30 protein-coding genes and 2 pseudogenes are annotated in these 20,857 nt (G+C 67.7%); 21 read left to right on the top strand and 11 right to left on the bottom strand.

Features of this window, described 5'->3' with window-relative positions:
* The first annotated feature begins 633 nt into the window (after window positions 1-633).
* Window positions 634-1,110, top strand: coding sequence for a MarR family winged helix-turn-helix transcriptional regulator (locus FrCorBMG51_RS16735; protein ID WP_047223984.1), 477 nt, complete (start codon window positions 634-636; stop codon window positions 1,108-1,110).
* On the top strand, window positions 1,107-1,553 hold the full coding sequence (locus FrCorBMG51_RS16730) for a MarR family winged helix-turn-helix transcriptional regulator (protein ID WP_047223983.1): 447 nt from the start codon (window positions 1,107-1,109) through the stop codon (window positions 1,551-1,553). The genes FrCorBMG51_RS16735 and FrCorBMG51_RS16730 overlap by 4 nt, the downstream gene beginning before the upstream one ends.
* Before the next feature lie 305 nt (window positions 1,554-1,858).
* Here FrCorBMG51_RS16730 and FrCorBMG51_RS16725 read toward each other — a convergent pair whose 3' ends face one another.
* A complete protein-coding gene (locus FrCorBMG51_RS16725) occupies window positions 1,859-2,131 on the bottom strand; it encodes a TIGR02452 family protein (protein ID WP_052914763.1) in 273 nt (90 codons plus the stop codon).
* On the opposite strand from FrCorBMG51_RS16725, the gene FrCorBMG51_RS16720 reads away from it, so the two are divergent.
* The 4 genes from FrCorBMG51_RS16720 to FrCorBMG51_RS16705 all read left to right on the top strand — a co-directional run bounded on the left by FrCorBMG51_RS16720 (window position 2,097) and on the right by FrCorBMG51_RS16705 (window position 4,069).
* The gene (locus FrCorBMG51_RS16720) at window positions 2,097-2,342 is read left to right on the top strand and encodes a GNAT family N-acetyltransferase (protein ID WP_235433667.1); all 246 of its coding nucleotides are present in this window, start codon (window positions 2,097-2,099) and stop codon (window positions 2,340-2,342) included. The two genes, FrCorBMG51_RS16725 and FrCorBMG51_RS16720, sit on opposite strands and share 35 nt — an antisense overlap.
* 65 nt (window positions 2,343-2,407) lie before the next feature.
* On the top strand, window positions 2,408-2,638 hold the full coding sequence (locus tag FrCorBMG51_RS16715) for a hypothetical protein (RefSeq protein WP_235433652.1): 231 nt from the start codon (window positions 2,408-2,410) through the stop codon (window positions 2,636-2,638).
* Window positions 2,639-3,201: 563 nt separating this feature from the next.
* Window positions 3,202-3,840 carry a PLP-dependent lyase/thiolase gene (locus tag FrCorBMG51_RS16710; RefSeq protein ID WP_235433651.1) on the top strand — a complete coding sequence of 213 codons (639 nt, stop codon included), beginning with the start codon at window positions 3,202-3,204 and terminating at the stop codon, window positions 3,838-3,840.
* 13 nt (window positions 3,841-3,853) lie between these two features.
* Entirely contained in the window at window positions 3,854-4,069 is a 216-nt protein-coding gene (locus FrCorBMG51_RS16705) for a hypothetical protein (RefSeq protein ID WP_235433650.1), read from the top strand.
* Between the two features lie 26 nt (window positions 4,070-4,095).
* On the opposite strand, the gene FrCorBMG51_RS16700 is transcribed toward FrCorBMG51_RS16705, so the two are convergent.
* Both FrCorBMG51_RS16700 and FrCorBMG51_RS31560 read right to left on the bottom strand, forming a co-directional pair.
* On the bottom strand, window positions 4,096-4,521 hold the full coding sequence (locus FrCorBMG51_RS16700; protein ID WP_047223979.1) for a tautomerase family protein: 426 nt from the start codon (window positions 4,519-4,521) through the stop codon (window positions 4,096-4,098).
* Between the two features lie 44 nt (window positions 4,522-4,565).
* Window positions 4,566-4,703, bottom strand: a complete 138-nt coding sequence (locus FrCorBMG51_RS31560; RefSeq protein WP_235433649.1) for a hypothetical protein — start codon at window positions 4,701-4,703, stop codon at window positions 4,566-4,568.
* An 86-nt stretch (window positions 4,704-4,789) separates the two neighbouring features.
* Between FrCorBMG51_RS31560 and FrCorBMG51_RS16695 the strand changes: the two genes are divergently transcribed.
* The 5 genes from FrCorBMG51_RS16695 (at window position 4,790) to FrCorBMG51_RS16675 (ending at window position 8,668) form a co-directional block, all read left to right on the top strand.
* Window positions 4,790-5,278: a winged helix-turn-helix transcriptional regulator gene (locus FrCorBMG51_RS16695; RefSeq protein ID WP_047224033.1), complete on the top strand. Its 489-nt coding sequence runs from the start codon at window positions 4,790-4,792 to the stop codon at window positions 5,276-5,278.
* 478 nt (window positions 5,279-5,756) lie between these two features.
* Window positions 5,757-6,065 (top strand): hypothetical protein, encoded by a 309-nt coding sequence (locus tag FrCorBMG51_RS28445; protein WP_139342292.1) that lies wholly within the window; start codon window positions 5,757-5,759, stop codon window positions 6,063-6,065.
* Window positions 6,066-6,174: 109 nt separating this feature from the next.
* Entirely contained in the window at window positions 6,175-6,486 is a 312-nt protein-coding gene (locus FrCorBMG51_RS16685; RefSeq protein ID WP_047223977.1) for a hypothetical protein, read from the top strand.
* Between the two features lie 19 nt (window positions 6,487-6,505).
* Window positions 6,506-8,149: a hypothetical protein gene (locus FrCorBMG51_RS16680; RefSeq protein WP_157180539.1), complete on the top strand. Its 1,644-nt coding sequence runs from the start codon at window positions 6,506-6,508 to the stop codon at window positions 8,147-8,149.
* 129 nt (window positions 8,150-8,278) lie between these two features.
* Window positions 8,279-8,668 carry an integrase core domain-containing protein gene (locus tag FrCorBMG51_RS16675; RefSeq protein ID WP_076843447.1) on the top strand — a complete coding sequence of 130 codons (390 nt, stop codon included), beginning with the start codon at window positions 8,279-8,281 and terminating at the stop codon, window positions 8,666-8,668.
* Here the strand turns inward: FrCorBMG51_RS16675 and FrCorBMG51_RS28440 are convergent.
* Entirely contained in the window at window positions 8,665-8,892 is a 228-nt protein-coding gene (locus tag FrCorBMG51_RS28440) for a hypothetical protein (protein WP_139342294.1), read from the bottom strand. The two genes, FrCorBMG51_RS16675 and FrCorBMG51_RS28440, sit on opposite strands and share 4 nt — an antisense overlap.
* A 240-nt stretch (window positions 8,893-9,132) precedes the next feature.
* On the opposite strand from FrCorBMG51_RS28440, the gene FrCorBMG51_RS28435 reads away from it, so the two are divergent.
* Complete coding sequence (locus tag FrCorBMG51_RS28435) at window positions 9,133-9,297, top strand: hypothetical protein (RefSeq protein WP_157180538.1); 165 nt, start codon at window positions 9,133-9,135, stop codon at window positions 9,295-9,297.
* A gap of 32 nt (window positions 9,298-9,329) precedes the next feature.
* On the opposite strand, the gene FrCorBMG51_RS16665 is transcribed toward FrCorBMG51_RS28435, so the two are convergent.
* Complete coding sequence (locus FrCorBMG51_RS16665) at window positions 9,330-10,100, bottom strand: class I SAM-dependent methyltransferase (RefSeq protein ID WP_052914761.1); 771 nt, start codon at window positions 10,098-10,100, stop codon at window positions 9,330-9,332.
* Between the two features lie 114 nt (window positions 10,101-10,214).
* On the opposite strand from FrCorBMG51_RS16665, the gene FrCorBMG51_RS34890 reads away from it, so the two are divergent.
* Together FrCorBMG51_RS34890 and FrCorBMG51_RS34885 are read left to right on the top strand one after the other, a co-directional pair.
* On the top strand, window positions 10,215-10,526 hold the full coding sequence (locus tag FrCorBMG51_RS34890; RefSeq protein ID WP_476742186.1) for a transposase: 312 nt from the start codon (window positions 10,215-10,217) through the stop codon (window positions 10,524-10,526).
* Complete coding sequence (locus tag FrCorBMG51_RS34885; RefSeq protein ID WP_476742187.1) at window positions 10,462-10,806, top strand: transposase; 345 nt, start codon at window positions 10,462-10,464, stop codon at window positions 10,804-10,806. Before FrCorBMG51_RS34890 ends, FrCorBMG51_RS34885 begins: the two co-directional genes overlap by 65 nt.
* A 210-nt stretch (window positions 10,807-11,016) precedes the next feature.
* Here FrCorBMG51_RS34885 and FrCorBMG51_RS16650 read toward each other — a convergent pair whose 3' ends face one another.
* A complete protein-coding gene (locus FrCorBMG51_RS16650) occupies window positions 11,017-11,355 on the bottom strand; it encodes a winged helix-turn-helix transcriptional regulator (RefSeq protein WP_047223972.1) in 339 nt (112 codons plus the stop codon).
* Between the two features lie 106 nt (window positions 11,356-11,461).
* Here FrCorBMG51_RS16650 and FrCorBMG51_RS16645 point away from each other — a divergent pair, with 106 nt between their 5' ends.
* Window positions 11,462-12,082, top strand: a complete 621-nt coding sequence (locus FrCorBMG51_RS16645; protein ID WP_047223971.1) for an NAD(P)-dependent oxidoreductase — start codon at window positions 11,462-11,464, stop codon at window positions 12,080-12,082.
* A gap of 140 nt (window positions 12,083-12,222) precedes the next feature.
* Here the strand turns inward: FrCorBMG51_RS16645 and FrCorBMG51_RS27045 are convergent, their stop codons facing one another.
* The 4 genes and pseudogenes from FrCorBMG51_RS27045 to FrCorBMG51_RS31550 form a co-directional block, all read right to left on the bottom strand.
* Window positions 12,223-13,479: an SDR family NAD(P)-dependent oxidoreductase gene (locus tag FrCorBMG51_RS27045; RefSeq protein ID WP_162233234.1), complete on the bottom strand. Its 1,257-nt coding sequence runs from the start codon at window positions 13,477-13,479 to the stop codon at window positions 12,223-12,225.
* Entirely contained in the window at window positions 13,476-13,976 is a 501-nt protein-coding gene (locus FrCorBMG51_RS16635) for a MarR family winged helix-turn-helix transcriptional regulator (protein WP_047223970.1), read from the bottom strand. Before FrCorBMG51_RS16635 ends, FrCorBMG51_RS27045 begins: the two co-directional genes overlap by 4 nt.
* 161 nt (window positions 13,977-14,137) lie before the next feature.
* Window positions 14,138-14,632, bottom strand: coding sequence for an IclR family transcriptional regulator (locus FrCorBMG51_RS31555; protein ID WP_235433648.1), 495 nt, complete (start codon window positions 14,630-14,632; stop codon window positions 14,138-14,140).
* A 152-nt stretch (window positions 14,633-14,784) separates the two neighbouring features.
* Window positions 14,785-14,964 (bottom strand): annotated as a pseudogene (locus FrCorBMG51_RS31550) (helix-turn-helix domain-containing protein); the annotation flags it as partial.
* A gap of 134 nt (window positions 14,965-15,098) precedes the next feature.
* On the opposite strand from FrCorBMG51_RS31550, the gene FrCorBMG51_RS16625 reads away from it, so the two are divergent.
* From FrCorBMG51_RS16625 to FrCorBMG51_RS16605, 6 genes and pseudogenes are all read left to right on the top strand, one after another.
* Complete coding sequence (locus FrCorBMG51_RS16625; protein WP_047223969.1) at window positions 15,099-16,466, top strand: FAD-binding oxidoreductase; 1,368 nt, start codon at window positions 15,099-15,101, stop codon at window positions 16,464-16,466.
* Window positions 16,467-16,566: 100 nt separating this feature from the next.
* The gene (locus FrCorBMG51_RS16620; protein ID WP_157180537.1) at window positions 16,567-16,782 is read left to right on the top strand and encodes a hypothetical protein; all 216 of its coding nucleotides are present in this window, start codon (window positions 16,567-16,569) and stop codon (window positions 16,780-16,782) included.
* Window positions 16,783-16,927: 145 nt separating this feature from the next.
* Window positions 16,928-18,081, top strand: a pseudogene (locus FrCorBMG51_RS33980) (malate synthase); the annotation flags it as partial.
* Window positions 18,055-18,525 (top strand): hypothetical protein, encoded by a 471-nt coding sequence (locus tag FrCorBMG51_RS34880; protein ID WP_338052760.1) that lies wholly within the window; start codon window positions 18,055-18,057, stop codon window positions 18,523-18,525. The pseudogene FrCorBMG51_RS33980 and the gene FrCorBMG51_RS34880, both read left to right, overlap by 27 nt.
* A gap of 211 nt (window positions 18,526-18,736) precedes the next feature.
* The gene (locus FrCorBMG51_RS16610; protein ID WP_200902474.1) at window positions 18,737-19,621 is read left to right on the top strand and encodes a 3-hydroxyacyl-CoA dehydrogenase family protein; all 885 of its coding nucleotides are present in this window, start codon (window positions 18,737-18,739) and stop codon (window positions 19,619-19,621) included.
* 4 nt (window positions 19,622-19,625) lie between these two features.
* On the top strand, window positions 19,626-19,952 hold the full coding sequence (locus FrCorBMG51_RS16605; RefSeq protein ID WP_047223966.1) for a hypothetical protein: 327 nt from the start codon (window positions 19,626-19,628) through the stop codon (window positions 19,950-19,952).
* A gap of 107 nt (window positions 19,953-20,059) precedes the next feature.
* On the opposite strand, the gene FrCorBMG51_RS16600 is transcribed toward FrCorBMG51_RS16605, so the two are convergent.
* Entirely contained in the window at window positions 20,060-20,746 is a 687-nt protein-coding gene (locus FrCorBMG51_RS16600) for a TetR/AcrR family transcriptional regulator (protein WP_047223965.1), read from the bottom strand.
* Between the last annotated feature and the right edge of the window lie 111 nt (window positions 20,747-20,857).

Genomic DNA, 20,857 nt, shown 5'->3' with positions numbered 1-20,857 from the left:
GCGAGCCGCTGCTGGCCTGGGCGGGCGTGGCGGTCGCGGCGCTGACCGGGGTGCTCTCGTTCGCGCTGCTGGGCAGGACCGCCGCCCGCCGGCTGCGCACGCGCGGGCCTGAGCTGCTGTACCTGATGCGCGTCGGCAAAGACCAGGACGAACAGGTCGGCGAGGGTGCCACTCTGCTCAAGGTCATGCCGCGCGCCGGGCGCAGCCTGCTGTGGACCAGCTTCATCATCGGATGCATCGCGCTGTTTCCGCAGGCCCTGGTGCCCATCGGCATGAAACTCGGTGGCGGCGTCGCCAAGGTGTGGTTCCTCGCGCTGTACATGCCACCGGACCTGCAGTGGCCCACCATCGCGGTAATGCTTCTGCTCGGCCTGGCCGCGTTCGGCCTGGCGGGCTGGATCTATGTGACCGAGGCGAAGCGGCTGCGGGAGAAGGTGGCCCGCCAGGCCGAGGAACACCGGCTCCACACCGCCGAACCAGCCACCGCCGAACCGGCCACCGGTATCTGATCCGTCCGCCATGAGCACTGGTCGAAGGTGGAGTCGATGTACATGTATATAGAAGCCATGTACACTATTTTTCGTGCCAGAGTCACACGAGGTCCCGCCCACGGGTTTGGTGTGGCGGTTGTCGATGCGGTGGCGGTCGGCGATCGACCGGGCCATCGCGCCGTTGGGGCTGACCCACGCGCAATACGCCGTCGTGGCACCGCTGCTCAGCATGGAGCGGGCCGGCCGACGGCCGAGCCAGCGGCAGCTTGCCGACGTCACCGGGCTCGAGCCGCTCTACGTCTCGAAACTGGCGCGGGCGCTCGAGCGGGCCGGGCTGCTCGAGCGCACCGGCAATCCGGACGACACCCGGGCGGTGCAGCTCGCCCTCACCGACCGAGGGCGCGAGGTCGCGACCCGCGCCGTCGAACAGGTATGCGGACTGCAGGACGAACTGACCGCGCCGCTCGGCGGTCTGCGCAGCCCGGCGACCCAGGCGTTGATCGAGTCCCTGCGAACCTTGCTCGAAGCACCGGCGCTCGAAGCACCGGCGTCCCCCGACAAGCCAGCTCCACCCGACGGCGCGCCTTTTCCCGCGCCCCAGACAGGAGAACACCGATGACCCAGACCCCTACCCTCACCGGCCAGGACATCGGGCAGGCGGAGAAGGCCACCCGAGCGGTCCTGAACCGACTACTGGACGAGACCGGCACTTCGTTCCACGACTGGGTGATCCTCAACGTCCTCGGCACCAACGGTTCGACCCTCGACCAGGACAAGGTGGTGGGCCGCGTCGTCCACACTCTGAAGATCGACGGACCGGCCGTGCGTGACGCTCTCACCGCGCTCGTCGGCCAGGGGTTGGTCAGCCGCACGCCGTCCGACGCACACGGCCCGGAGATCACGCTCACGCCGGCCGGCACCGCTCGTTTCCAGCAGGTGCGAGAAGGCATCGGACGGATCACCCAGCGCCTCTACGGTGGCCTTCCGACCGAGGAACTGGCCATCGCCCGCCGCGTGCTCGCCACCGTGACCGAACGCGCCAACGCCGAACTTGCCAGATGAACGCAGCAAATGTCGGCCTTCGGATCCGGGGGCAGGGCCAGGTGATCGTCCCTGACTGTCCACAGTTCACTAATTTTGATCTTGTGATGTGGGGCGGTGCGTCCTCGTCATACGTACTCTGCGTCAGGATCTCGACCAGTCTCCGGAGCATGCTGAAGTGCTCCGCGGGGCGGCTCATCCAGTCCGTCAGTTCGCGTGCACTGTGAAGCTGATTGCTTTCTTAGAGTTAATGGCCGGACGGTTGACTCTCCATATTGGTTAACCTATTTACACGGTGCGACATCGCTTCGCACCCCTTCCTGGCACTACGGGAAGGACTGGGCGAAGGCGGTGTAGGTGGGGGTGCCGGCCTGGTGGTCGAGGACGGCGAACACGACGTGGTCGAACCATGGGTTGTGGTGCAGGTGGGTGGCGAAGGCGGTGGCGACGGTTGCCGGATTGTTGCCGAAGACGCCGCAGCCCCAGGCGCCGAGGATCAGGCGGCGGTATCCGTGGTGGGCGGCCACGGTCAGCACGCGGCCGGCGCGCCGGTGCAGGACGGTCGTGACGGCGGAGGCGCGTGCGGGCTGGGTGTGCAAGGAGCGCGGTCCGGTTGGGGGCGGCGGCGGTCCGGACAACGCCGCGTCCGTCGCCGTGGTCAAACGGGCTGGTTTCTCCTACGAGGGCCGTATCCGCGACCACGTCCACACCAACGGGGTGTGGCGCGACAGCCTGCTCTACTCCGTCCTGGAACACGAATGGCCACACGACCCCGCATCACCGGCATCGTCATCCGACGCCGTTTCCTAAATATGTAGATCCGTGGCGTGTCTGGCGCCGACGGAAACATCCACGAGCAGACTGAGGACGAACTGGTGGCTGACACAGCCTTGGATTCGCATGCCGCGAAACTGCGGAACAGCCTCGCCGACGAGCTCGTCGCCGACGGTTCGATCGTCTCGGAGGAAATCGAGTTGGCTGTCCGGACCGTGCCGCGCCACCTGTTCGCGCCGGACGTCCCCCTTGAGGATGCGTATGCGAACGACATCGTGCCGACCAAGCGCGACGAGCACGGCATCACGATCAGCTCGATCTTCGTCCCGTGATCGTCGCAGAACCCGTTCTCGCATACGTGACCAGTGGCGAGTGTGTTGACAGCGGGCAGCGTCCGGTCCAGGTGGTGGCGGACCTGTTTCGGTATTCCCAGCGGCATGTAGGCGGTGGCCGCGTTGTTTGCCGCCTGCGTCTCGCTGTAGCAGTCGGAACCGATGCTGGACGCGATCCCCGGCGGCACCCCGGCCAGCAGGCGCCAGGATGGGACCGAGGCCATCGGTTACCGGCGACGGGCTGGTCCCTGCTGACGAGCCGGCGAGCGTCGCCTCGAACCGCGGGTGGGCGTCGTCACCGGCCAGGTCGAGATCCCGGTTGAGGATCTCCTGGGTCTCGTCCCGCAGCCGGATCCGTTCACCGCGCCGCTTCCAGTTGGAGACGGAGGCGACGGTGACACCCAGGTGGGCGGCGAAAGCGCGCACGCTCATCCGTCGTGCCTCACGCAGCGCCCGGGTCTCCCGACCCGACCACCTCGCCACCGCCACCGCTCCGGTGCCTGTCTCAGCCGGCCGCCACCGCCACGATTTTCTTCTTCCGACCCGCGCTACGCTGCTGTGTCGTGCGGGAGACGCGCCTTGATACTGCTCGGATCCGGGCGGTTCGCGGGGTGATCGACCCGGTTTTTCTCGATACTCCGCTGTACCGCTGTGAGGCGGTGGAGCCCGATCTCGGGTGCGCGGTGAGCATCAAACTCGAAACGGCGAATCCGGTCCGCAGCTTCAAGGCCCGCGGCGCCGAGGTGGTCGCGAGCCTGCTCGCCGGCAATGGCTCGCGGGCCGTGGTGTGCGCCAGCGCGGGCAATCTTGGCCAGGCGCTGGCCTGGTCCGGTCGCGGCCGGGGGCTCGACGTCACCGTCGTGGCATCCCGCTTCGCGCCCGCGGTCAAGCTTGATCGTATCCGTGCGTTGGACGCCAGGGTGGAGCTGGTGGACGGCGACTTCGAGATGGCTCGTGCGCGGGCGGCGGCCGTCGCGCGGTACGACGGCATCCGGCTGGTCGAGGACAGCCTGGACATCGAGACCTGCGAGGGCGCGGCGACCATCGGCCTGGAACTGGTGGACACCGTGCCGTCGTTCGACTGGTCAGCGGGATCCGTGAGGCGGTCGACGGGCCACCTGCCGCGGATGGGGTCTTCGCGTCGTACGCGGATCCGGACTGCGTGCGTGACCGGGCCGGTTATCGTCGGGTGCCGTGGATGAGCCGCCGGTATTCGTGGGGTCCTCCGACATCGCTGTCGTCCTCGGCCTGACCCGGCAGGCCGTCGACCGTCGGCTGCGGATTGATCCCGTCGCTCCCGCGCCGGCTGCGACGGTCAATCGCACCCGGGCCTGGGGTGGTACCCGGGTGTGGTGGCGTGCGGACATCGACCGCTGGCTCGGCGGCGCCGATCCGGACCGCTGGACGTCTCTACCCGGCCAGGCCCCCTGAGCCCAGGCGACCGCGGCACTTTCGCGTCAGTACACCGACGGCAGGTTCGAACGGGCCCATTCCTGTTCAGCCTCCGAACCCTCCGGTGGTGGCACCAGTCCGTTGATGAGCCAAAGATCCCGGCTCGTCTCGTCGGCGTGGAACTCCCAGTGCACTCCCGGGATCTTGGCCATGAATGGGTTCAGGATCCGCCCGATCCATGCCGAGGTTCGCTGGCGAGCCGCTTCGTCGGGGTTGGTGCGCGCTATGTGATCGATGGAGACCCGGACAGCCGGCGTCCCGGGTTCCCCGCCAACGTAGAAGTTGGAGGCCGAGGTCTCGTTGAACACCACGACGACGTAGAACCTCGGCAGTCCGAACTGCGCGTAGTGGTCGGTGACGGACTCGGCCAGTCTCGCCTTGTCCTCGTCAGTGAAGATCCCTTCGGTATGGTCGATCCTCCAGAGTGGCATGGATGCCGGCCTTTCCTTCGTTGGGTGGTACGTGCCGGTGGCGGTCAGGGTGCGAACATCAGTTCGTGAACGTCCGCTGACAGGGAAGCCCTGGTGCGTATGCTGATCTCGTCGACGAGCGCGGCACCGAGGCCGCGCCGTCCGCCCGTCACCATGGCAGTACATCCTTCGATTGCAACCACATCACCCTCCTGGCTAACGATATCGTTAGTCAGGGTAGCGAAGGCCGGATCCAGCGGCAAGGGTCGGTAGCGTGAGGCGCATGGCGATGAGGCTCGTAGGTCCGCTTCAGGATCGCGATGCGTGGGCAGCCGACGCGTGCTCCGCGGCCAGGACCCTCGACATCCTCGCTACCAAGGCATCGTTCCTGGTCGTTCGGGAGCTCTTCTACGGCACCACGCGGTTCGACGACTTCGTACGCCGCGTCGGCACCTCTGCCCCGACCATCGCCCGAGCGCTCTCCCGCCTCGAGGACGCCGGCGTGATCGCCCGCACCCCGTATCGCACCGACGGACACCGCGCCCGCGACGAGTACCGTCTGACGGAAGCCGGCGAGGAACTGTTACCAGTGATCATGGCGCTTATCCAGTGGGGTGACGCTCACCTACAACCGGACGGACCGCCGCTCCGATTTCACGACGTCACCACCCAGCAGCAGGTGCGTGTCGCCCTCGTCGCAACACCCGACACACCCCAGCTCGAATCTCGGCAGATCCAGGTGGCAGTACACAGCCCTGCCGGACGCGCGAACTCCTAGACCCCGACTTCACACGTACCTCCCTCGAACGGCCCGAAGGAGTCGCGCTGGCCGCTGCCCCCTCGGAGGCAGATGCCGAGATCGGCGCCGTACCGACATCTGGGCCCCCGGCCTGCCCGGCTCGGGCTCCGCGCCGGGCGGCCCGTGGGGCAATGAAGCGGGCTGTCGTTCCCGCCACCGCGGGCCGCGACGTCGACCACATCGACGGGGAGCACAGGCGGCGGGAGCCGATGATCGGCTGTCCCTCCCGCGCGCTCATAGCCGTGCGCCGGGGTCAGCCGATCATCGCCGCGCGGCGGTCGTGACCGGCCTGGCCGTCCCGGCGCCCGCGTCCCCGCGCTCGCCGGCTGGCACCCAGCGCGCGATCCCTGGCTCCCGCGCCGTGCTTGAGGCCGAGATGCCGAGCGGGTTTCGGTACTCGCATTGTTGCGTGGTGTCCGACCTCGCCTCTGGACTAGCCGAGTTGGTCGGTGCCACTATGGATGTCAGACACATCGTGCTGACAGCCGGGTTCTGGATGAGACTTGGCCGTCCGGGGGAGGCTGTGGTGGTGTTTGCTGACGAGTACGCGGAGGTCCTCTCCGTCTCCGGTATTCCGGTGGTTGCCGCCGCTATTCCTGACGAGGAGTCGGTCCAGCGTTCGCTGGACAGCGCCACGGACTGGTTCTTCTCCCTTGCCACCGCGGTGCGCGAGGGATTTGACGAGACCAGCGGCGAAAATCGTGCCTGTTTTTATCCTCGCATTGCCGGAGATCAACGCGGTGTCGAATATATCCAGCTTACTTAAAACGTTCAACAACAGTTCGGGGCTGACTCTCTCGCGGATGCTGGATATATGCCGGGAAGGACTCGATCAGGTGGGCTCAGGTGAAATCGCATGAGAAGTGAATGGTCCCATGTCCCGGGATGCTTTCACGTTCTTCTTCACCAACGAGGTTGGCGCGACCGTGGACGCCGCGATTGACGACCCGAATCAGCTCGAGGCGGACGGCGTGCGGACCGTGGTCGACTGGTGGAAGGGTCTGGGCCCGGCGAGTAGAGCCCTCGTCACGGTCGTGGCCGGGCTCGGTGGCAGCATCTCCTCCGCGGTACTCGGCAGGATTCTCACCCCGGCTGTCGGGGAGTTCATCGCTGTCTGTCTGTCTGATCGGGCTGTTGGGTGGGGCGTCGTGGGTGCTGTCGATAAAGTCCTTCGCGTACTGCGTTGACCGGATATAGGAGCGGGCGATGGCCGCCGTGCAGAGAAAAGTGCCCTTCCAGGACGGGATGGCGTTGGGGGTTGGCATCAACGACCTGAACGGGGCCATTGGAGCGGTCCAAGCCGTGACCTTCGCAGACGTAGAGTCTCCGACGGGGGATCTCGGGGCGGAGATCGAATACGAAACCCGGCTGATCAACTCCAGTGAGCAGCTGATGTCGTCGCTCGGCGTCACCGTGAGCGCGGAGGGGCGGTACGGGCTCTTCCAGTCGGAGGGTAAGTTCGACTTCGCTGAGAGATCTCGCTTCAACTCGCAGTCAACCTTCCTGGTGGCGCGTACCTACATGACCACCGGTTTCCAGCGCATCGTTAACCCGCAGCCGACTGACGACGCGAAGGCGCTCGTTGCCGACGGGCGCACCGACCGGTTCCGGGAGAGATACGGCGATCTCTTCATCAACGGAATCCGCAGCGGCGGCGAGTATCTCGCTGTCATCTCCATCACCTCGCAACGGACTGAAGACCAGTCGAAGCTTGCCGTCTCGCTTAAGGCGTCCTTCGACGGGATCGCCGCGGGCGGCTCGGTCGACGCCAGCCTCAAGAAAGAGATTGAGGAGATCCGGTCGCGCTCTGAGGTGCGCGTATCGACCTATCAACGCGGAGGTACCGGCGATCAGGTCAGCTACACTGCGACACTTGACCAGGTGAACCAGCGGCTGGCGACATTTCCCATCGCTGTCGAGCAGGCGCCCAAGGCGATCTACGTCCTGGCCACTCCTTACTCGTCATTGATCTTTCCGAGTGAGCCGTCGTGGTTTGATCTCAGACGACAGCAGGAGGTCCTTCAGGACGGGCTCCGCAAGCGGTTGCAGCTCCTCACGTTACGCAACGACATCGAGCTGGTGCTACTGCACCCTGAGTATTTTCAGGACCCGCCGACCAGCGCCATCCTGTCCGGATGGAGCGCTGAGGTGACCCGTCTCATCAACGCGCTTGACGACCATGTCTCGCGGGTGGTGGACAGCGTCGAGGCAGCCGAGTTCTTCGCGCTTGCTCTGCCGGACGGCCTCCGGCTTCCGCAGCGTCAGAGGAACTCGGGTGTGGGAGCGGTTGAGGCGTTCCTACATGCCGACTACCTCGACGAATGGCAGGGTATCCCCGGCCGGTCACAGAAGTTTCCGCCAGGCTGGTACGACGACGCGCGCGGCCAGATGGGTGGCGTGGGGAACGACTCGATCAGTGCCTTCAAGGTGCCGGAAGGGCTCGTCGTGCGCTGTTACGAGCATGCCTGGTTCCAGGGCCGATTTATCGACTTCGCTCAGGACACGCCCACGGTCCCGATGGAGTGGAATGACACCATCTCGTCTCTGGTTGTGTACGAGGCGGGTGGGGCGGCGCCGTTCATCGACTACGTGGTGGCACTCGACTTCGCGTGGGGACGCCCGCTGTTTCTCAAGCCGGGCCGTTACGACGACCTGAGCAAGACGGCGCTCGGCACGGCCACTATCAGTGTCGTGCTGGTGCCCCGCGGTCTCGTCGTCCGTCTCTTCGACCAGGTTGGCCTGCAGGGCGAGCGCCTGGAGCTGGTGGCCGACACACTCGATCTCGGGTTGTGGAACAACCGAGCGGCATCCCTGGAAGTCCTCCTCGAGTCAACGGCTCCCGTGGGCTGAACCCAGACCCCGGCCTCAGTCGAGCGCGCGACAACGTCCTGCGGGGTGCCAGAGGTCGGCCTGGACCTGTGACCTGGGCGGATGTGACAGCGTGGCTGGTGGACCACCCGGCAGATCCGGCGCCTTCTGATGGGCCTCGGTGATCGGCTGGCCGATTTCCGGGTCCTGCTCCGTGACCGGGCCGGACAGTTCACCGCGTCCTTCGACGCGGTCCTCGCCGATGCCGGCATCGAAGCAGTCACGATGCCACCCCGGACTCCCCGGGCGAACGCCTACGCGGAACGCTCCGTCCGCACGGTCCGGACCGAGGCCACCGACCGGATGCTGATCTTCGGTGCACGGCACCTGCGTACTGTTCCGGCCGGGTACGCGCGGCACTACAACGGACAACGCCCCCACCGCGGCCTCCACCTCCGACCGCCCCGGCCCGAGCACCCGATCAGCGACGTCACGATGAAACACGTCAAACGCCGACCCGTCCTCGGCGGCATGATCAACGAATACGAACGAGTCGCCTAAAAGACCAGGTCAACGGCCACCCGGCGGCGCGGCGGCAACGCCGTCTCCTCCGCGGCGCGGCGAGCTTCCTCGCCGAGACCGTCGGCGCGGCCCGCGACGCTGGCGCCACCGGGATCATCGTCGCCCGCGGCGACGCAGGCTTCTACACCGCCGACGTCGTCGCCACCGCCCGCCGCCAGGGCGTCTTCTTCTCGATCACCACCCCGCAGAACACCGCGATCCACGCCGCCTGCGCGAACATCGACGAGACGGCGTGGACGCCGATCCGCTACCCCCGGGCGATCTGGGACGAGGACCTGAACGCATGGATCTCGGATGCCGAGATCGCCGAGACCACCTACACCGCTTTCGCCCACACGAAGTCCCCGGTCACCGCCCGCCTCATCGTCCGCCGCATCAAGGCCCTCAACCGCAAGGCCAGCCCCGGCCAGGGCGCACTGTTCCCGACCTGGCGCTACCACGCCGTGTTCACCGACAGCCCGTTCACCCCGCCCCAGGCCGAGGACCAGCACCGCGACCACGCGATCATCGAACAGGTCAACGCCGACCTGATCAACGGCCCCCTCGCCCAAATGTCGCTACAGATCGGCCGGAATGGTCGCGAAAGCCGATCGGTGCATCCAGGCTGAGAGCACGTTTTGCTCGGGGGTGCCTGTGGTGGTCAGAAAGGCAGGTGTGCCACCCACAGGTCCTCTACCGGCCATCGCCGTGCCCAGTCCGCCGTCGCGAGCTCATAGTAAGGGTGGTCCCTTGCTTTGGGCGGTGCGTGGAGCTCATGAAGAGCGTCGACGGTGAAGCCGGAGGAACGCAAGATACGGATCCACTCGCCATGGCCGGGGTGGAACTCGACCCCGCCGCCTGCCAGCTGCATCCGGTACATCGTGGGTTGAGGCCGTAGCAGCCGCTCCTGGGCGAGTCCCTCGCCGTCGGGTACGCAGAGAGCGACCAAGACGCTGTTGGTGAGGAAGACGAGCCTGCCGCCCGGCCGTAGGAGCCGTGCGGCCTCAGGCACCCAGCGTGCGGGGTCGCACCACAGGCTGGCCCCGTACTCGGAGATGGCGAGGTCGAAACCGCCGCCGGCCAACGGTACGTCGGCGGCGTCGGCCTCGATGAGCGGGAACGAGATGCCGAAACGCTCTTGGCAGCGGCGCGCGGTGTCGAGTTGGGACGGGGTCACGTCCAGGCCGACCGGCCGGGCGCCCCGGCGGGCCAGCCAGGCCGAGAAGTAGGCGGTGCCGCAGCCGAGCTCCACCACGTCTAAGCCATCGACGTCCCCGAGCACGCCCAGGTCGACCTCCGGCACGTCCCAGGCGATCTCCTCGGCGGCCCACGCACGCTCAGCGCTCTGGTCGGTGTACTTGACGTTCGTGCGGGTCCACACCTCCCGGTTAGCCGCAGCGTCGCCGGATGCTGTGGGTCGAGTGTCAGCCACTGGTTAACCACCACCGTTTCGTCCGAGGCAGGCAGCCACCCCGGAACCTGTCAACATCATCGAGGTGGAATCTTGTGAAAATTACTGACTGGTCTGTTCTGTGTCATCGGCTGGTTGCTCGGGCGCTGTCGGCGGTGGGTTGATCCAGGCAGGCTGGGGGAGCGCGGGCGGGCTCGGTGGCCGGCGGACGAACGGCCGGTGTTCACCGCGATCGTGTACGTGTTGACGTCGGGCTGTGCGTGGCGGCATCTGCCCGCGGAGTTCGGGGAGTCGACCCGGACCGCGCATCGCCGGTTCCAGGCGTGGACGCGGGCGGGGATCTGGCCGAAGCTGCACCGGCTGGCGCTCGACGCGCACGGCGCTGCCGGGGAGGTGGACTGGTCCTCGGCGATCGTGGACGCGGCGAGTCTGCGGGCGAAAAGGTAACGGGGGCTCGCTGACCGGGCCGAACCCGGTCGACCGCGGCAAGAAAGGCTCGAAGATCCATATTCTGCCGGACGGGAACGGGCTCCCGCTCGTCGTTGCCGTGTCCGCCGCGAACCTCAACGACCATCAGGCTCTCATACCGCTCGTGGACGACCTCCGCGGTGGCATACTGGCGGAACGCTTGCCGCTGCTGGTTGCCATCGACGTCACCTCCGCCGTCGACGTGCCGGCCGAGTCGGGTAGTGCCGCTCGGCGACCCGACCCGCCTTCCTCTGGTTGATCCTGCTGGTGCGACTGCCGCGGGAGCCCCCGACGGCACCCTGACTCGCCGGCAGCCTCACGTTCGCCGATAGGCCAAGGCTGCGCGGTACTCGGCGGCGCGCGCCTCCCGACGACGCCGCGCGTCGGCGGCGTTCATGCGGTCCACCCGCCGCTGCGTGTCCCGGGTTCCGCAGTTCGTGGACACACGGTGAAGAGCACCGACAGTGGCTCACTGAGGAGGGGCTGCGGGCTTGCAAGAAGCGGGTGACCTGCGCGGCGCGCGTCTTTGGCTGCGGCCCAGCGCGGTCAGCTCGTACTCGACGTGGGCAGTGGTCCTGGCATCCAGGACGGTGCGGGTGATCAGGCCGTCCCGTTCGAGGGAACGCAGCGACTGGGTGAGCACCTTGGGCGTGACTCGGCTCAGCGGCACGCGCAGTTCGGAGAAGCGGCGCGGCCCGTCTTCAAGGCAGCGAAGGATGAGCGCCGCCCACTTGTCGCCGAAGCGGATCGGGTTGAGCAAGGATGGGCACAGCTCGTCGAACATGTCGGCGCGCAGGGGCTCCTTCACAGCCTCATGATAGCCAGGCAGCCGGTATCCCCGCGGTAACCGCCATTCCCGATAGCGTCCGCGCACCGGCCGGCGCAGGGCACCGGCTCCAGTAAGAGGGGTTGCTGTGAACATTGTGGTGTTCGGCGCGGGCGGGCGTGCGGGGCGGCAGGTTCTCGCCGAGGCACATCGCCGCGGCCACCAGGTCACCGCCGTGGTGCGCGACCCCGCTCGTCATGGCGACCTGCCGTCCGACGGTCGGGTGTTCGCGGGTGATGTCACGGACGCGGTGAGCGTCGAGCGTGCCGCGGTCGGGCAGGATGCAGCGATCAGCGCCGAGGTCGACCTGTCCGTACCGGTCCACGACTTCTTCACCGCGTCGTCCCGCGCTCTGGTCACTGGGCTCGCCAACGCGGGCGTGCGCCGCCTGGTCGTCGTCGGCCTGTCCTCGATCCTGCCCGGGGCATCCGGCGCGCCGTTGATGGACGAGCCCGGCTACCCGAACGAGTACCGTTCCTTCTCCCTCGGTCATGCGGCGGGCCTCGACGTGCTGCGCACCTGCGAGCTCGACTGGGTGTACGTCGCTCCCGCCGGGGATTTCGACCATGACGGTGCGCGCACCGGCCGGTATCGGATCGCCGAGCATGGCGATCCGGCCAGCCGGATCGGGTACGCGGACTTCGCGATCGCGCTGCTCGACGAGATCGAGGAACCGCGCCACCACCGCGCCACCGTCAGCGTCCAGTAGGCACCGATCAGCGAGACGGGTCGCGACCTCGCCGGGAATGGACAACACGCCGGCCGCCATCTTCTCGATCTGTCCCATGGGACAGATCGAGAACGCTATCTGTGAGAATCGGTCATTTTTGATGATAACCTACATAAAGTTCATTTGATGGTCGGGTAGCTTCGAAATAATCCCCCTTTCCGCCTGTATGGGGAGATTCTTACTGCTTTCCCGCGTCCTGGTTGCTCGCGCCCGCCACGGAGGCTGGCTGGCATGTCGCCCGGCGCGCCAACTGCACGCCGGGTATTCTCTCCGGCGGTTCGAGCGACGATTCGGAAATCCAGCGGCGATGCGTCGGCGGTGCGTCGCCGGCGCGTCGCCGAACTTGAGTTGACGGAACCCAGGCCTGTCGTTGCGAAAGAAGTGGCCTCCCGTTCGGGACAGTGAAAGCGCGACCAATCAGAACCCGAACGATAAGGCCGCCATGTGCCATTGCTGATTTCGTCGACGAGTACCTCGGCGTCCCCGGCATCGAGTCCGTCGAGGATGGTGGTGGCGGCGGCTTGTGGAGTGGTTTTCGGAAGGTTGAACTGTGTGACCATGTCGGTGTCGATGAATCCTGCGTGGACGCCGAGGACCTGGATGTGCTGCGGAGCCAGTTCTGTCCGGAGCGAGTTGGTCAGCGGCCAGAGCGTTGCTTGCGACGCACCGTAGACACCGCTGCCGGCGAGCCAGGCCAGAAGGGAGCTGATGTTCACGATGGCTCCGTCTCCGGTTCGGGCCAGTACCGGGGCGAACGCCTGACACGTGCGGAGGGGTTCCAGGACGTTGATGTCGAACGTCGCTGCCGAGCGTTCGATGTCGGCCGTGAGCAGCGGGGCGGGATAGAGGACACCCGCGTTGTTGATGATGATTTTGGCATCGGGTGCGTCGGTCACGAGACGTCTCACCGGCTCAGCCGACCGCACCTGCAAGGCGCGGGTTTCGATGTGCGGCCGAGGATCCTCGGACGGTTCTTGCCCTGTCGCGTACACCTTCCGTGCTCCCCGGGTCAGAAGTTCGTCGACGAGCGCGGCACCGAGGCCACGCCGTCCACCGGCAGGTGCCCGAAAAAGCCCTTGCACCGCCAGCAGAATCGAGCACACGGCCTGGCCGGTAATGGCGATCAGGTAGAACTTCCTCCGGTTGCTGCGATCGATGATCGATCCTGCGAAGAGTCCGAACGTGATGATCGGAACCGCCTGCGCCAGGCCGACGGCGCCGGTCCAGACGGTGCTCTTCGTCATCTGCCAGACCTGGAACATCACCGCGACGAGCACCATCTGGCTACCGAATCCGGAGAACGCCCGGCCGATCCACAGCCGCCGGAACTGTGGTGACGATCGCAGGGGGGCCAGATCGATCAGTGTGCGCCTCACCCCCATGCGACGTCTTCAGCGAGCTTCTCGGCGATCCGGTCGTGGAAGCTTTTACGCCGCAGTAGTTCCTCGATGTCTGTGACGACCCGGCTGAGCGGGTACGGGATCTCCGCCTCGATCTCGGCGATGGCGGCCTCAGTGGCCCGCCATTCGGCCGCAAGCCGGTCCACGACGCGGCTGGCCTTGGCCGTGAGCGTCACCTTCTTGCTGCGGGCATCGGCACCCGCAGTGGTCCGGACCAAGCCGGCGGCGCGCATCGCGGCCACCTTCTGGCTTATCGCCGAGTGGGTGCGCTGCACCGATTCGGCCAGCTCGGTGATTGTCATCGGGCCGTGCGCGTGCAGCCGGATCAGCTCCATCACGAAGCTCGGCTTGAGCCCTTCGACGGGCATCTCGGCGTAGATCCGGGCGATGTCAGCGTCCATCGCCGCCTGCAGCAGCCGCAATGGCCGCCAGCGGCTGCGCTCGGTCGGGTCAGGGGTGTTGTCTACCGTCACCCAGCTATCGTAACAGTACTTATATAAGTGCTGTTACATCATGCTGGGAGGCGACTCGGTCAAGCTGACGCTGCCCGTACCGTTCTCGCTACCTCTGGTCCGAAAATCAACTGGACGTGGGCAGGTTGGCGTCCACCGGCCCCGATGAGGTCGCGGGAGCGTCAGACGAGGACGTCGGCGAGCTCGGAGGCGGTGCGCGCGAGCGCGGGCAGCGTACGTTCGACGAGTTCGTCGGTCATGCGCACAGTTGGCCCCGAGACCGACACTGCCATGGGCGACCCGGCCATGAGCGGCACCGCAGGTACCGGAACCGCGACGCAGCGGACACCGATCTCCATCTCCCCCTCGTCGAGGGCGTGGCCGCGCGAACGGATCAGCGACAGCTCGCTCAGCAGCTCGTCGACGTCCGTGATCGTCGTGGGCGTGCGCGGGGTCAGCGGTGAGGTCTCCAGGATCGTCCTCGTCCGGTCGGGGGGGAGCATGGCCAGCAGCGCCTTGCCGACGCCGGTGCAGTACAGCGAGACCCGCCGTCCCACCTCGGTGAACGTCCGCATCGAGTGCGAGCCGGGCGCCTGCGCCACGTACTCCGCGAGGCTGCCTGCCAGCACCGCGAGATTGACCGATTCGCCGAGCTGGTCGGCCAGCCCGCGCAGCACCGGACCGGCCCGCTCGCCGAACAGCGCGTTCGCGCCCGCGCCCAGGGGGACGAGTCTCGAGCCGAGGCAGTACCGGCGGTCGGGCAGCCNNNCCGGCGGTCGGGCAGCCGCCGGAGGTAGCCGCGTGCGGCGAGGGTCTGGACGAGCCGGTGGATGGTCGGCAGCGGAAGCCCGGTCGCCGCGGCCATCTCACTGAGAGAACACGCTCCGTGTGCCGCCTCGACGACCTCGAGCACGGTGAGGGCACGTTGCACCGACTGCACCCCGGCGGCTCCGGAGGTGTTCGGGTCATCCGCGGCTCCCGTCGCCGTGGGGTGTTGATCGAAGGTCATGACTTTCCGAGCCTCCCGCATTGTCTTGACCGCTGCCTGCCGTCCGATCTAGCCTCTGCTTTCACAATGTAATATTAAAATTCCGTATCGTGAAATAACGATACCAAGCGACACCGAGAGACGGTGATGCTTTCGTGGACGCGGCGCTCGCCGAACTGGTTGACGAACTGCCCGATGGTGTGGTTGTCACCGACCCCGACCTGCTGGAGAAGTACCGTCGCGATCGGGCCGCCGACCCGCGGGCGGCCATGCCCCTGGCCGCGGTGCGCGCCGAGAGCACCGAACAGGTACAGACCGCCGTGCGCTGGGCGGCGCGTCACCGGGTTCCAGTGGTGCCCCGGGGGGCGGGCACCGGGCTGTCCGGCGGCTCCACCGCCGTGGACGGCGGGATAGTGCTGTCGACCGAGCGGATGCGGACGATGCGGATCGACCCGCTCACCCGCATGGCAGTGGTGCAGCCGGGGCTGCTCAACGGTGAGGTGAAGGCTGCCGCTGCCGAGCACGGCCTGTGGTACCCGCCCGACCCGTCGTCGTTCGAGATTTGTTCGATCGGCGGTAACGTCGCGACGAACGCCGGCGGCCTGTGCTGCGTCAAGTACGGCGTCACCACCGACTACGTGCTCGGCCTCGAGGTGGTGCTGAGCGACGGCACGGCCGTGCGCCTCGGTGGCCCGAGGCTGAAGGACGTTGCCGGTCTGTCGCTGACCAAGCTGTTCGTCGGCAGTGAGGGAACTCTGGGGATCGTCACCGAGGCGACGCTGCGACTTCTGCCGGCCCAGCCGCCGACCAGCACGCTGGTGGCCACCTTCGCCAGCACGCTGGACGCGACGAGGGCGATCCTGGCGATCACCTCGGCCGTGCGTCCGGCGATGCTCGAGTTCATGGACCGCACGTCCATCAACGCCGTCGAGGACATGCTGCGGATGGGGCTCGACCGCGACGCGGCCGCGCTGCTCGTGGCACGCTCGGACAGCCAGCATCTCGCCGCCGAGCTCGAGATGAAGACCATGGCCGCGGCGTGCGAGGCGAACGGTGCCACCGAGGTTTTCGAGACCGACGACGCGACGGCCGGCGAGGCGTTCGTGGTCGCGCGCCGCAGTGCCATCCCGGCGGTCGAACGCCGAGGCAGGGTGCTGCTCGAGGATGTCGGTGTCCCGCTCCCCAGATTGCCCGACCTGGTCGCGGGGATCGAGGCGATCGCGGCGGCCCGGGAGGTCACGATCGCGCTGATCGCCCACGCCGGTGACGGGAACACCCATCCGCTGATCGTTGTCGACCCGGCGGACGAGGACATGGCCCGACGTGCGGAGCTGGCCTTCGGTGAGGTCATGGACCTGGCCATCCGCCTCGACGGCACCATCACGGGCGAGCACGGCGTCGGCCGGCTCAAGAAGGCGTGGCTGGTCGATCAGGTCGGCCCGGACGTGCTCGGCCTGTCGCTGCGGATCAAACAGGCGCTCGACCCGATGGGCATCCTCAACCCAGGAGCGATCTTTTCGTGATGACGGGGGAGGGGCCCGGTGGCGTCCGGGTCCTCGCAGGGGACGGCGATCCGGGCATGGGCGGTCCTGACCGGGGGTCCTGCTCCCGGTCGCGGAGGCCGTGATCTCTATGCCGACCCGCTTCTCCCATCTGTCCGACGTGTCGTTGCACTGGGCGCCCCGGCTGCGCGGTGCGGACGACACACCGGAGCCCCCCACGACCGCGCTCCAGGACGGGCTGGTCGCGGAGCTGCTGGCGGCGGACACGCTGCTGCTCGGTGCGCCGATGTACACCTCCCACCTCCGCGCGGATCGCGTGACAGCGCGGACCATGTGACCGTCGGCCCCCCGCCACAGGGGAACTGCGTGATCCTCCGTACGGGTGCAGGTCGGCGGCGGTGGTTGTGCTGCACCGACGGCTATCGTACGTTATTCCATAATACGAATTTTAACTTCCACGATATGGAATTCGGGTGTGGTGTATGAGTGAGTTGGACATCCCCGCCGGGGTTGAGATCATCGGACCGCGGGTGGACCGGGGCGAGGAGATCCTGACCCGGTCCGCGCTGGATCTGCTCGCCGACCTGCACCGCCGGTTCGACGCCACCCGCGGTGCCCTGCTCGCCGCCCGCGCGCAGCGGCAGGCCCAGCTGTCCGCGGGCGCGGACCTGGACTTCCTGCCCGAGACGAAGGACGTCCGGGAGGGTGACTGGCAGGTCGCCCCACCCGCGCCCGGCCTGGTCGACCGCCGAGTCGAGATCACCGGGCCCACCGACCGCAAGATGACGATCAACGCACTGAACTCGGGGGCGAAGGTCTGGCTGGCGGACTTCGAGGACGCCAACACCCCGCTGTGGGAGAACATGGTCTCCGGCCAGCTCAACCTGAGTGACGCCCTGGACCGCACCATCGACTTCACCAGCCCGGAGGGCAGGCGGTACGTCCTCGGCGACACGACCACCACGATCGTGGTACGTCCCCGCGGTTGGCATCTCGACGAGAAGCACCTGCTCGTCGACGGCGAGCCCGTCAGCGGCGGTCTGTTCGACTTCGCTCTCTACGCGTTCCACTGCGGCCGGCGTCAGCTCGAGGCGGGCTCCGGACCGTATTTCTACCTGCCGAAGACGGAAAGTCACCGGGAGGCGAGGCTGTGGAACGAGGTCTTCAGCCACACCGAGGACGCCCTGGGCTTCCCCCGTGGCACGATCCGCGCCACCGTGCTCATCGAGACCCTCCCGGCGGCCTTCGAGATGGAGGAGATCCTCTACGAGCTGCGTGAACATTCCGCCGGGCTGAACGCGGGCCGGTGGGACTACCTGTTCAGCGTCATCAAGAAGCTGCGTGACCGGGGCGGACGGTTCGTCCTGCCCGACCGCAACTCGGTGACGATGACAGCACCGTTCATGCGCGCCTACGCCGACCTGCTCGTACGCNCCGGCGGGGCGCGCACGCCATCGGTGGGATGGCCGCCTTCATCCCGAGCCGCCGCGACGCGGCCGTGAACGAGACGGCCGTGGCGAAGGTGCGCGAGGACAAAACCCGCGAGGCCGAGGCCGGCTTCGACGGTTCCTGGGTCGCCCATCCGGACCTGGTGCCGCTGTGCCGGGAGGTGTTCGACGGGGTGCTCGCCGATCGTCCGCACCAGCTCGACCGGACCCGTGACGACGTGACGGTGGACGCGGCCGCACTCCTCGACGTCGCCTCGGCCGGCGGCAGTCAGACCGAGGCGGGACTGCGCAACAACGTCAGCGTGGCCCTGCAGTACCTGCAGGCATGGCTGCGGGGCACCGGCGCGGTCGCGATCTTCAACCTGATGGAGGACGCGGCCACCGCCGAGATCGCACGCTCCCAGATCTGGCAGTGGCTGCACCACGGGGTCGTTCTTGACGGTGGCCTGCCCGTCACCCGTGACCTGGTCGAACGGATCATTGTCGAGGAACTGGCCACGATCGCCCAGCGGCTCGGCGACGGGTTCGACGCCGCCGGTTTCGAGCAGGCACGTCTGCTGTTCATCGAGGTGGTGCTGGCCGACGACTTCGCCGAGTTCCTCACCCTGCCCGCCTACGAGCGCATGCCTTGAACCCGGCGGTCGGCGCATGGTCCGGGGGGCGTTCTGGTCGGCCACGGGTCAGGGTCCCAAGGGCGTGACAGCACGTCAACGCTGAAGTTGACGAACGCCGACAGGCGTCGTAGCGTCCGCCATGCGGGACCGGTGCCGGGCCTCTCACGACCCACGACCCACGACGCACCTGCGCCGCACGCATTGCCACGTCGATCGACGGGAGGAACACGTGACGGCAGTCGGTGTTATCGGAGCCGGGACCATGGGCGTCGGCATCGCGTACGTCTTCGCCGCGGCCGACTGCGAGGTCTTCGTCGTCGAGCCGGACCCCGGCCGGGCCCGTGGCTGCGTCGAGACCGTGCGGGCGCAGTCCCGGCAGGGACTCGCGCGGGGCAGGCTGACGGCCGAGCAGGCCGCGGCGATCCCTGGTCGGGTCACTGCGGTGGACCGGGTCCGGGACCTGCCTCGCGCGCTCGATCTCGTCGTCGAGTCCGTCCCCGAGCGCCTCGAGCTGAAGCACGAGGTGCTCGCGGCGGCCGCTGAGCGCGGGCCCGCCGTGCTCGCGTCGAACACCAGCTCGCTGTCCATCGACGCGCTCGCCGCTCGGCTGCCGGACCCGGCCACGTTCCTGGGCATGCACTTCTTCAACCCGGTGTGGTCGCTGCGGATGGTGGAGATCGTCAGAGGTTCGCGGACGTCAGAAGACACGCTGCGGCACGCAGGGACGCTGGTGACGCGCCTGGGGAAGCAGGCCATCGTCGTCCGCGACGTACCGGGCTTTGCGACCAGCCGGCTCGACCTGGTCGCGAGCCTGGAGGCCATGCGGATGCTCGAGGACGGGGTGGCGTCCGCGGCGGACATCGACACGGCGATGGTCGTGGCGTACCGCCACCCGATGGGACCGCTCCGCCTCAGCGACGTCGTCGGCCTCGACGTGCGGCTCGACATTGCCCGGCAGCTTTGCTCGGTGTACGGCGAGCGATTTGCGCCCCCGGCCGTCCTGGTGGAGAAGGTGGCGGCCGGGAAGCTGGGCCGCAAGTCCGGTGAGGGCTTCTACCGGTGGCCGGATGAGCCGGCGGCGGGGGACACCCGTTCCATCCTCGTGGCGGGCTGAGGCCATGTTGGTCCAGGTGCGGCACGGATCGCCACGGCCGGTAGCCGTTCTGTGCGAGCCCGAGGACTTCACGCGGCTGCATGTCGAGCTCGTCGGCGTCGAAGCATCGGCTGCTTCCGGTGCGCTGGTGGAAGCCGGCCTCGGGCATGTGGCCGGCGACGTCGTGTGGCTCAGCGTCGAGGGTCTGCGTGCGGCCGTCCTCTCGGCGCTGGAAGCTTCGAGCGCCGAGAGGACGGCCGCGTCGTTCGACGGCATGGTGTCCTACGCGCGTTCGCGTGGGTGGGTGAGCCTGGACGGCGAGCGCCTCCAGGCCCACTTTGTGTACGCCTGACGATCAAGCTACCAGCCGCAGGCACCGCCGCCGACGTGGACGTCGATGCCTGTGTAGTGGGGACGCGGGTCAGCGCGGGCGGGGCGCTGGTCAGTGGGCGCCGGGCGTCAGGCATCCCCGCGACCCCGGCGTCGCCCACGCACGGGTATCTCGATGCCGCGCAGGAAGCTGTCCGCGTAGGCTGAGCCGATCTCGGCCGCGCTGATCGTGGACTCGTCGGGGTTGAACCACCGGTTGGTCCAGCCGACCATCCCCATGATCCCGTAGGCCATGACCCAGGCGGGCGCCACGGGGCGGATCGAGCCCTCGTCGATGCCCTGCTGCATGAGCTCGATGAGGATCGACTCGTAGTCCCGGTTGATGCGCCGCATGTCGCGTGCCCAGGCGGCGTGCTTGTCCGGCACGTGAGTCAGGTTCTCCTGGATGAAGACGTACAGGATCGGATACTGCTGCTCGTAGGACTCCATCAGCGAGATGATGAGGCGGCGCAGCTTGTCGGGAGCGTTGCCCTCGCCGTCCCGGATGCCCTGGGCGACGGTGAGGTTGGCGACCACAGCCTCGCGGACCACTTCGTGGAAGAGTTCTTCCTTGTTGCCCACGTAGTAGTAGAGCGAGGCGCGGTCGGCCCCTGACTCGGCGGCGATGTCAGCGAGGTTGGCGCCCTGTAGGCCCTTCGCTTTGAAGACGCGCGCGGCCGCCGCGACGATCTCCTGCCTACGCTGCAGGTAGGCAGGGTTCGCTTCGTTGCGCGCCGCCTCGCGCCGGCGGGCGATGCCGCTCGAAGGCTCAGCCACGGGGTCCTTTCTCACTGCCTCACCAAGGGTTCTCACTGCCTCACCAAGGGTCCGCGGGTGCGGTCACACCGGCGTGGTGCCCGTGAGGGCGGCCGCGTCCGGCTGCTTGCC

The organism is Protofrankia coriariae (assembly GCF_001017755.1).
Lineage (GTDB): Bacteria > Actinomycetota > Actinomycetes > Frankiales > Frankiaceae > Protofrankia > Protofrankia coriariae.
This window is presented reverse-complemented; position numbering and strand designations above follow the sequence as displayed.

What these genes read in the sequence shown, in the direction of transcription:
- FrCorBMG51_RS16700 (WP_047223979.1), bottom strand. Translation starts at nt 4,521, where the DNA reads ATGCCACTCTGGAGGATCGACCATACCGAAGGGATCTTCACTGACGAG.
- FrCorBMG51_RS16605 (WP_047223966.1), top strand. Translation starts at nt 19,626, where the DNA reads ATGTTGGTCCAGGTGCGGCACGGATCGCCACGGCCGGTAGCCGTTCTG.
- FrCorBMG51_RS16735 (WP_047223984.1), top strand. Translation starts at nt 634, where the DNA reads ATGCGGTGGCGGTCGGCGATCGACCGGGCCATCGCGCCGTTGGGGCTG.
- FrCorBMG51_RS16730 (WP_047223983.1), top strand. Translation starts at nt 1,107, where the DNA reads ATGACCCAGACCCCTACCCTCACCGGCCAGGACATCGGGCAGGCGGAG.
- FrCorBMG51_RS16680 (WP_157180539.1), top strand. Translation starts at nt 6,506, where the DNA reads ATGGCCGCCGTGCAGAGAAAAGTGCCCTTCCAGGACGGGATGGCGTTG.
- FrCorBMG51_RS16685 (WP_047223977.1), top strand. Translation starts at nt 6,175, where the DNA reads ATGTCCCGGGATGCTTTCACGTTCTTCTTCACCAACGAGGTTGGCGCG.
- FrCorBMG51_RS16695 (WP_047224033.1), top strand. Translation starts at nt 4,790, where the DNA reads ATGAGGCTCGTAGGTCCGCTTCAGGATCGCGATGCGTGGGCAGCCGAC.
- FrCorBMG51_RS16675 (WP_076843447.1), top strand. Translation starts at nt 8,279, where the DNA reads ATGGGCCTCGGTGATCGGCTGGCCGATTTCCGGGTCCTGCTCCGTGAC.
- FrCorBMG51_RS28445 (WP_139342292.1), top strand. Translation starts at nt 5,757, where the DNA reads ATGGATGTCAGACACATCGTGCTGACAGCCGGGTTCTGGATGAGACTT.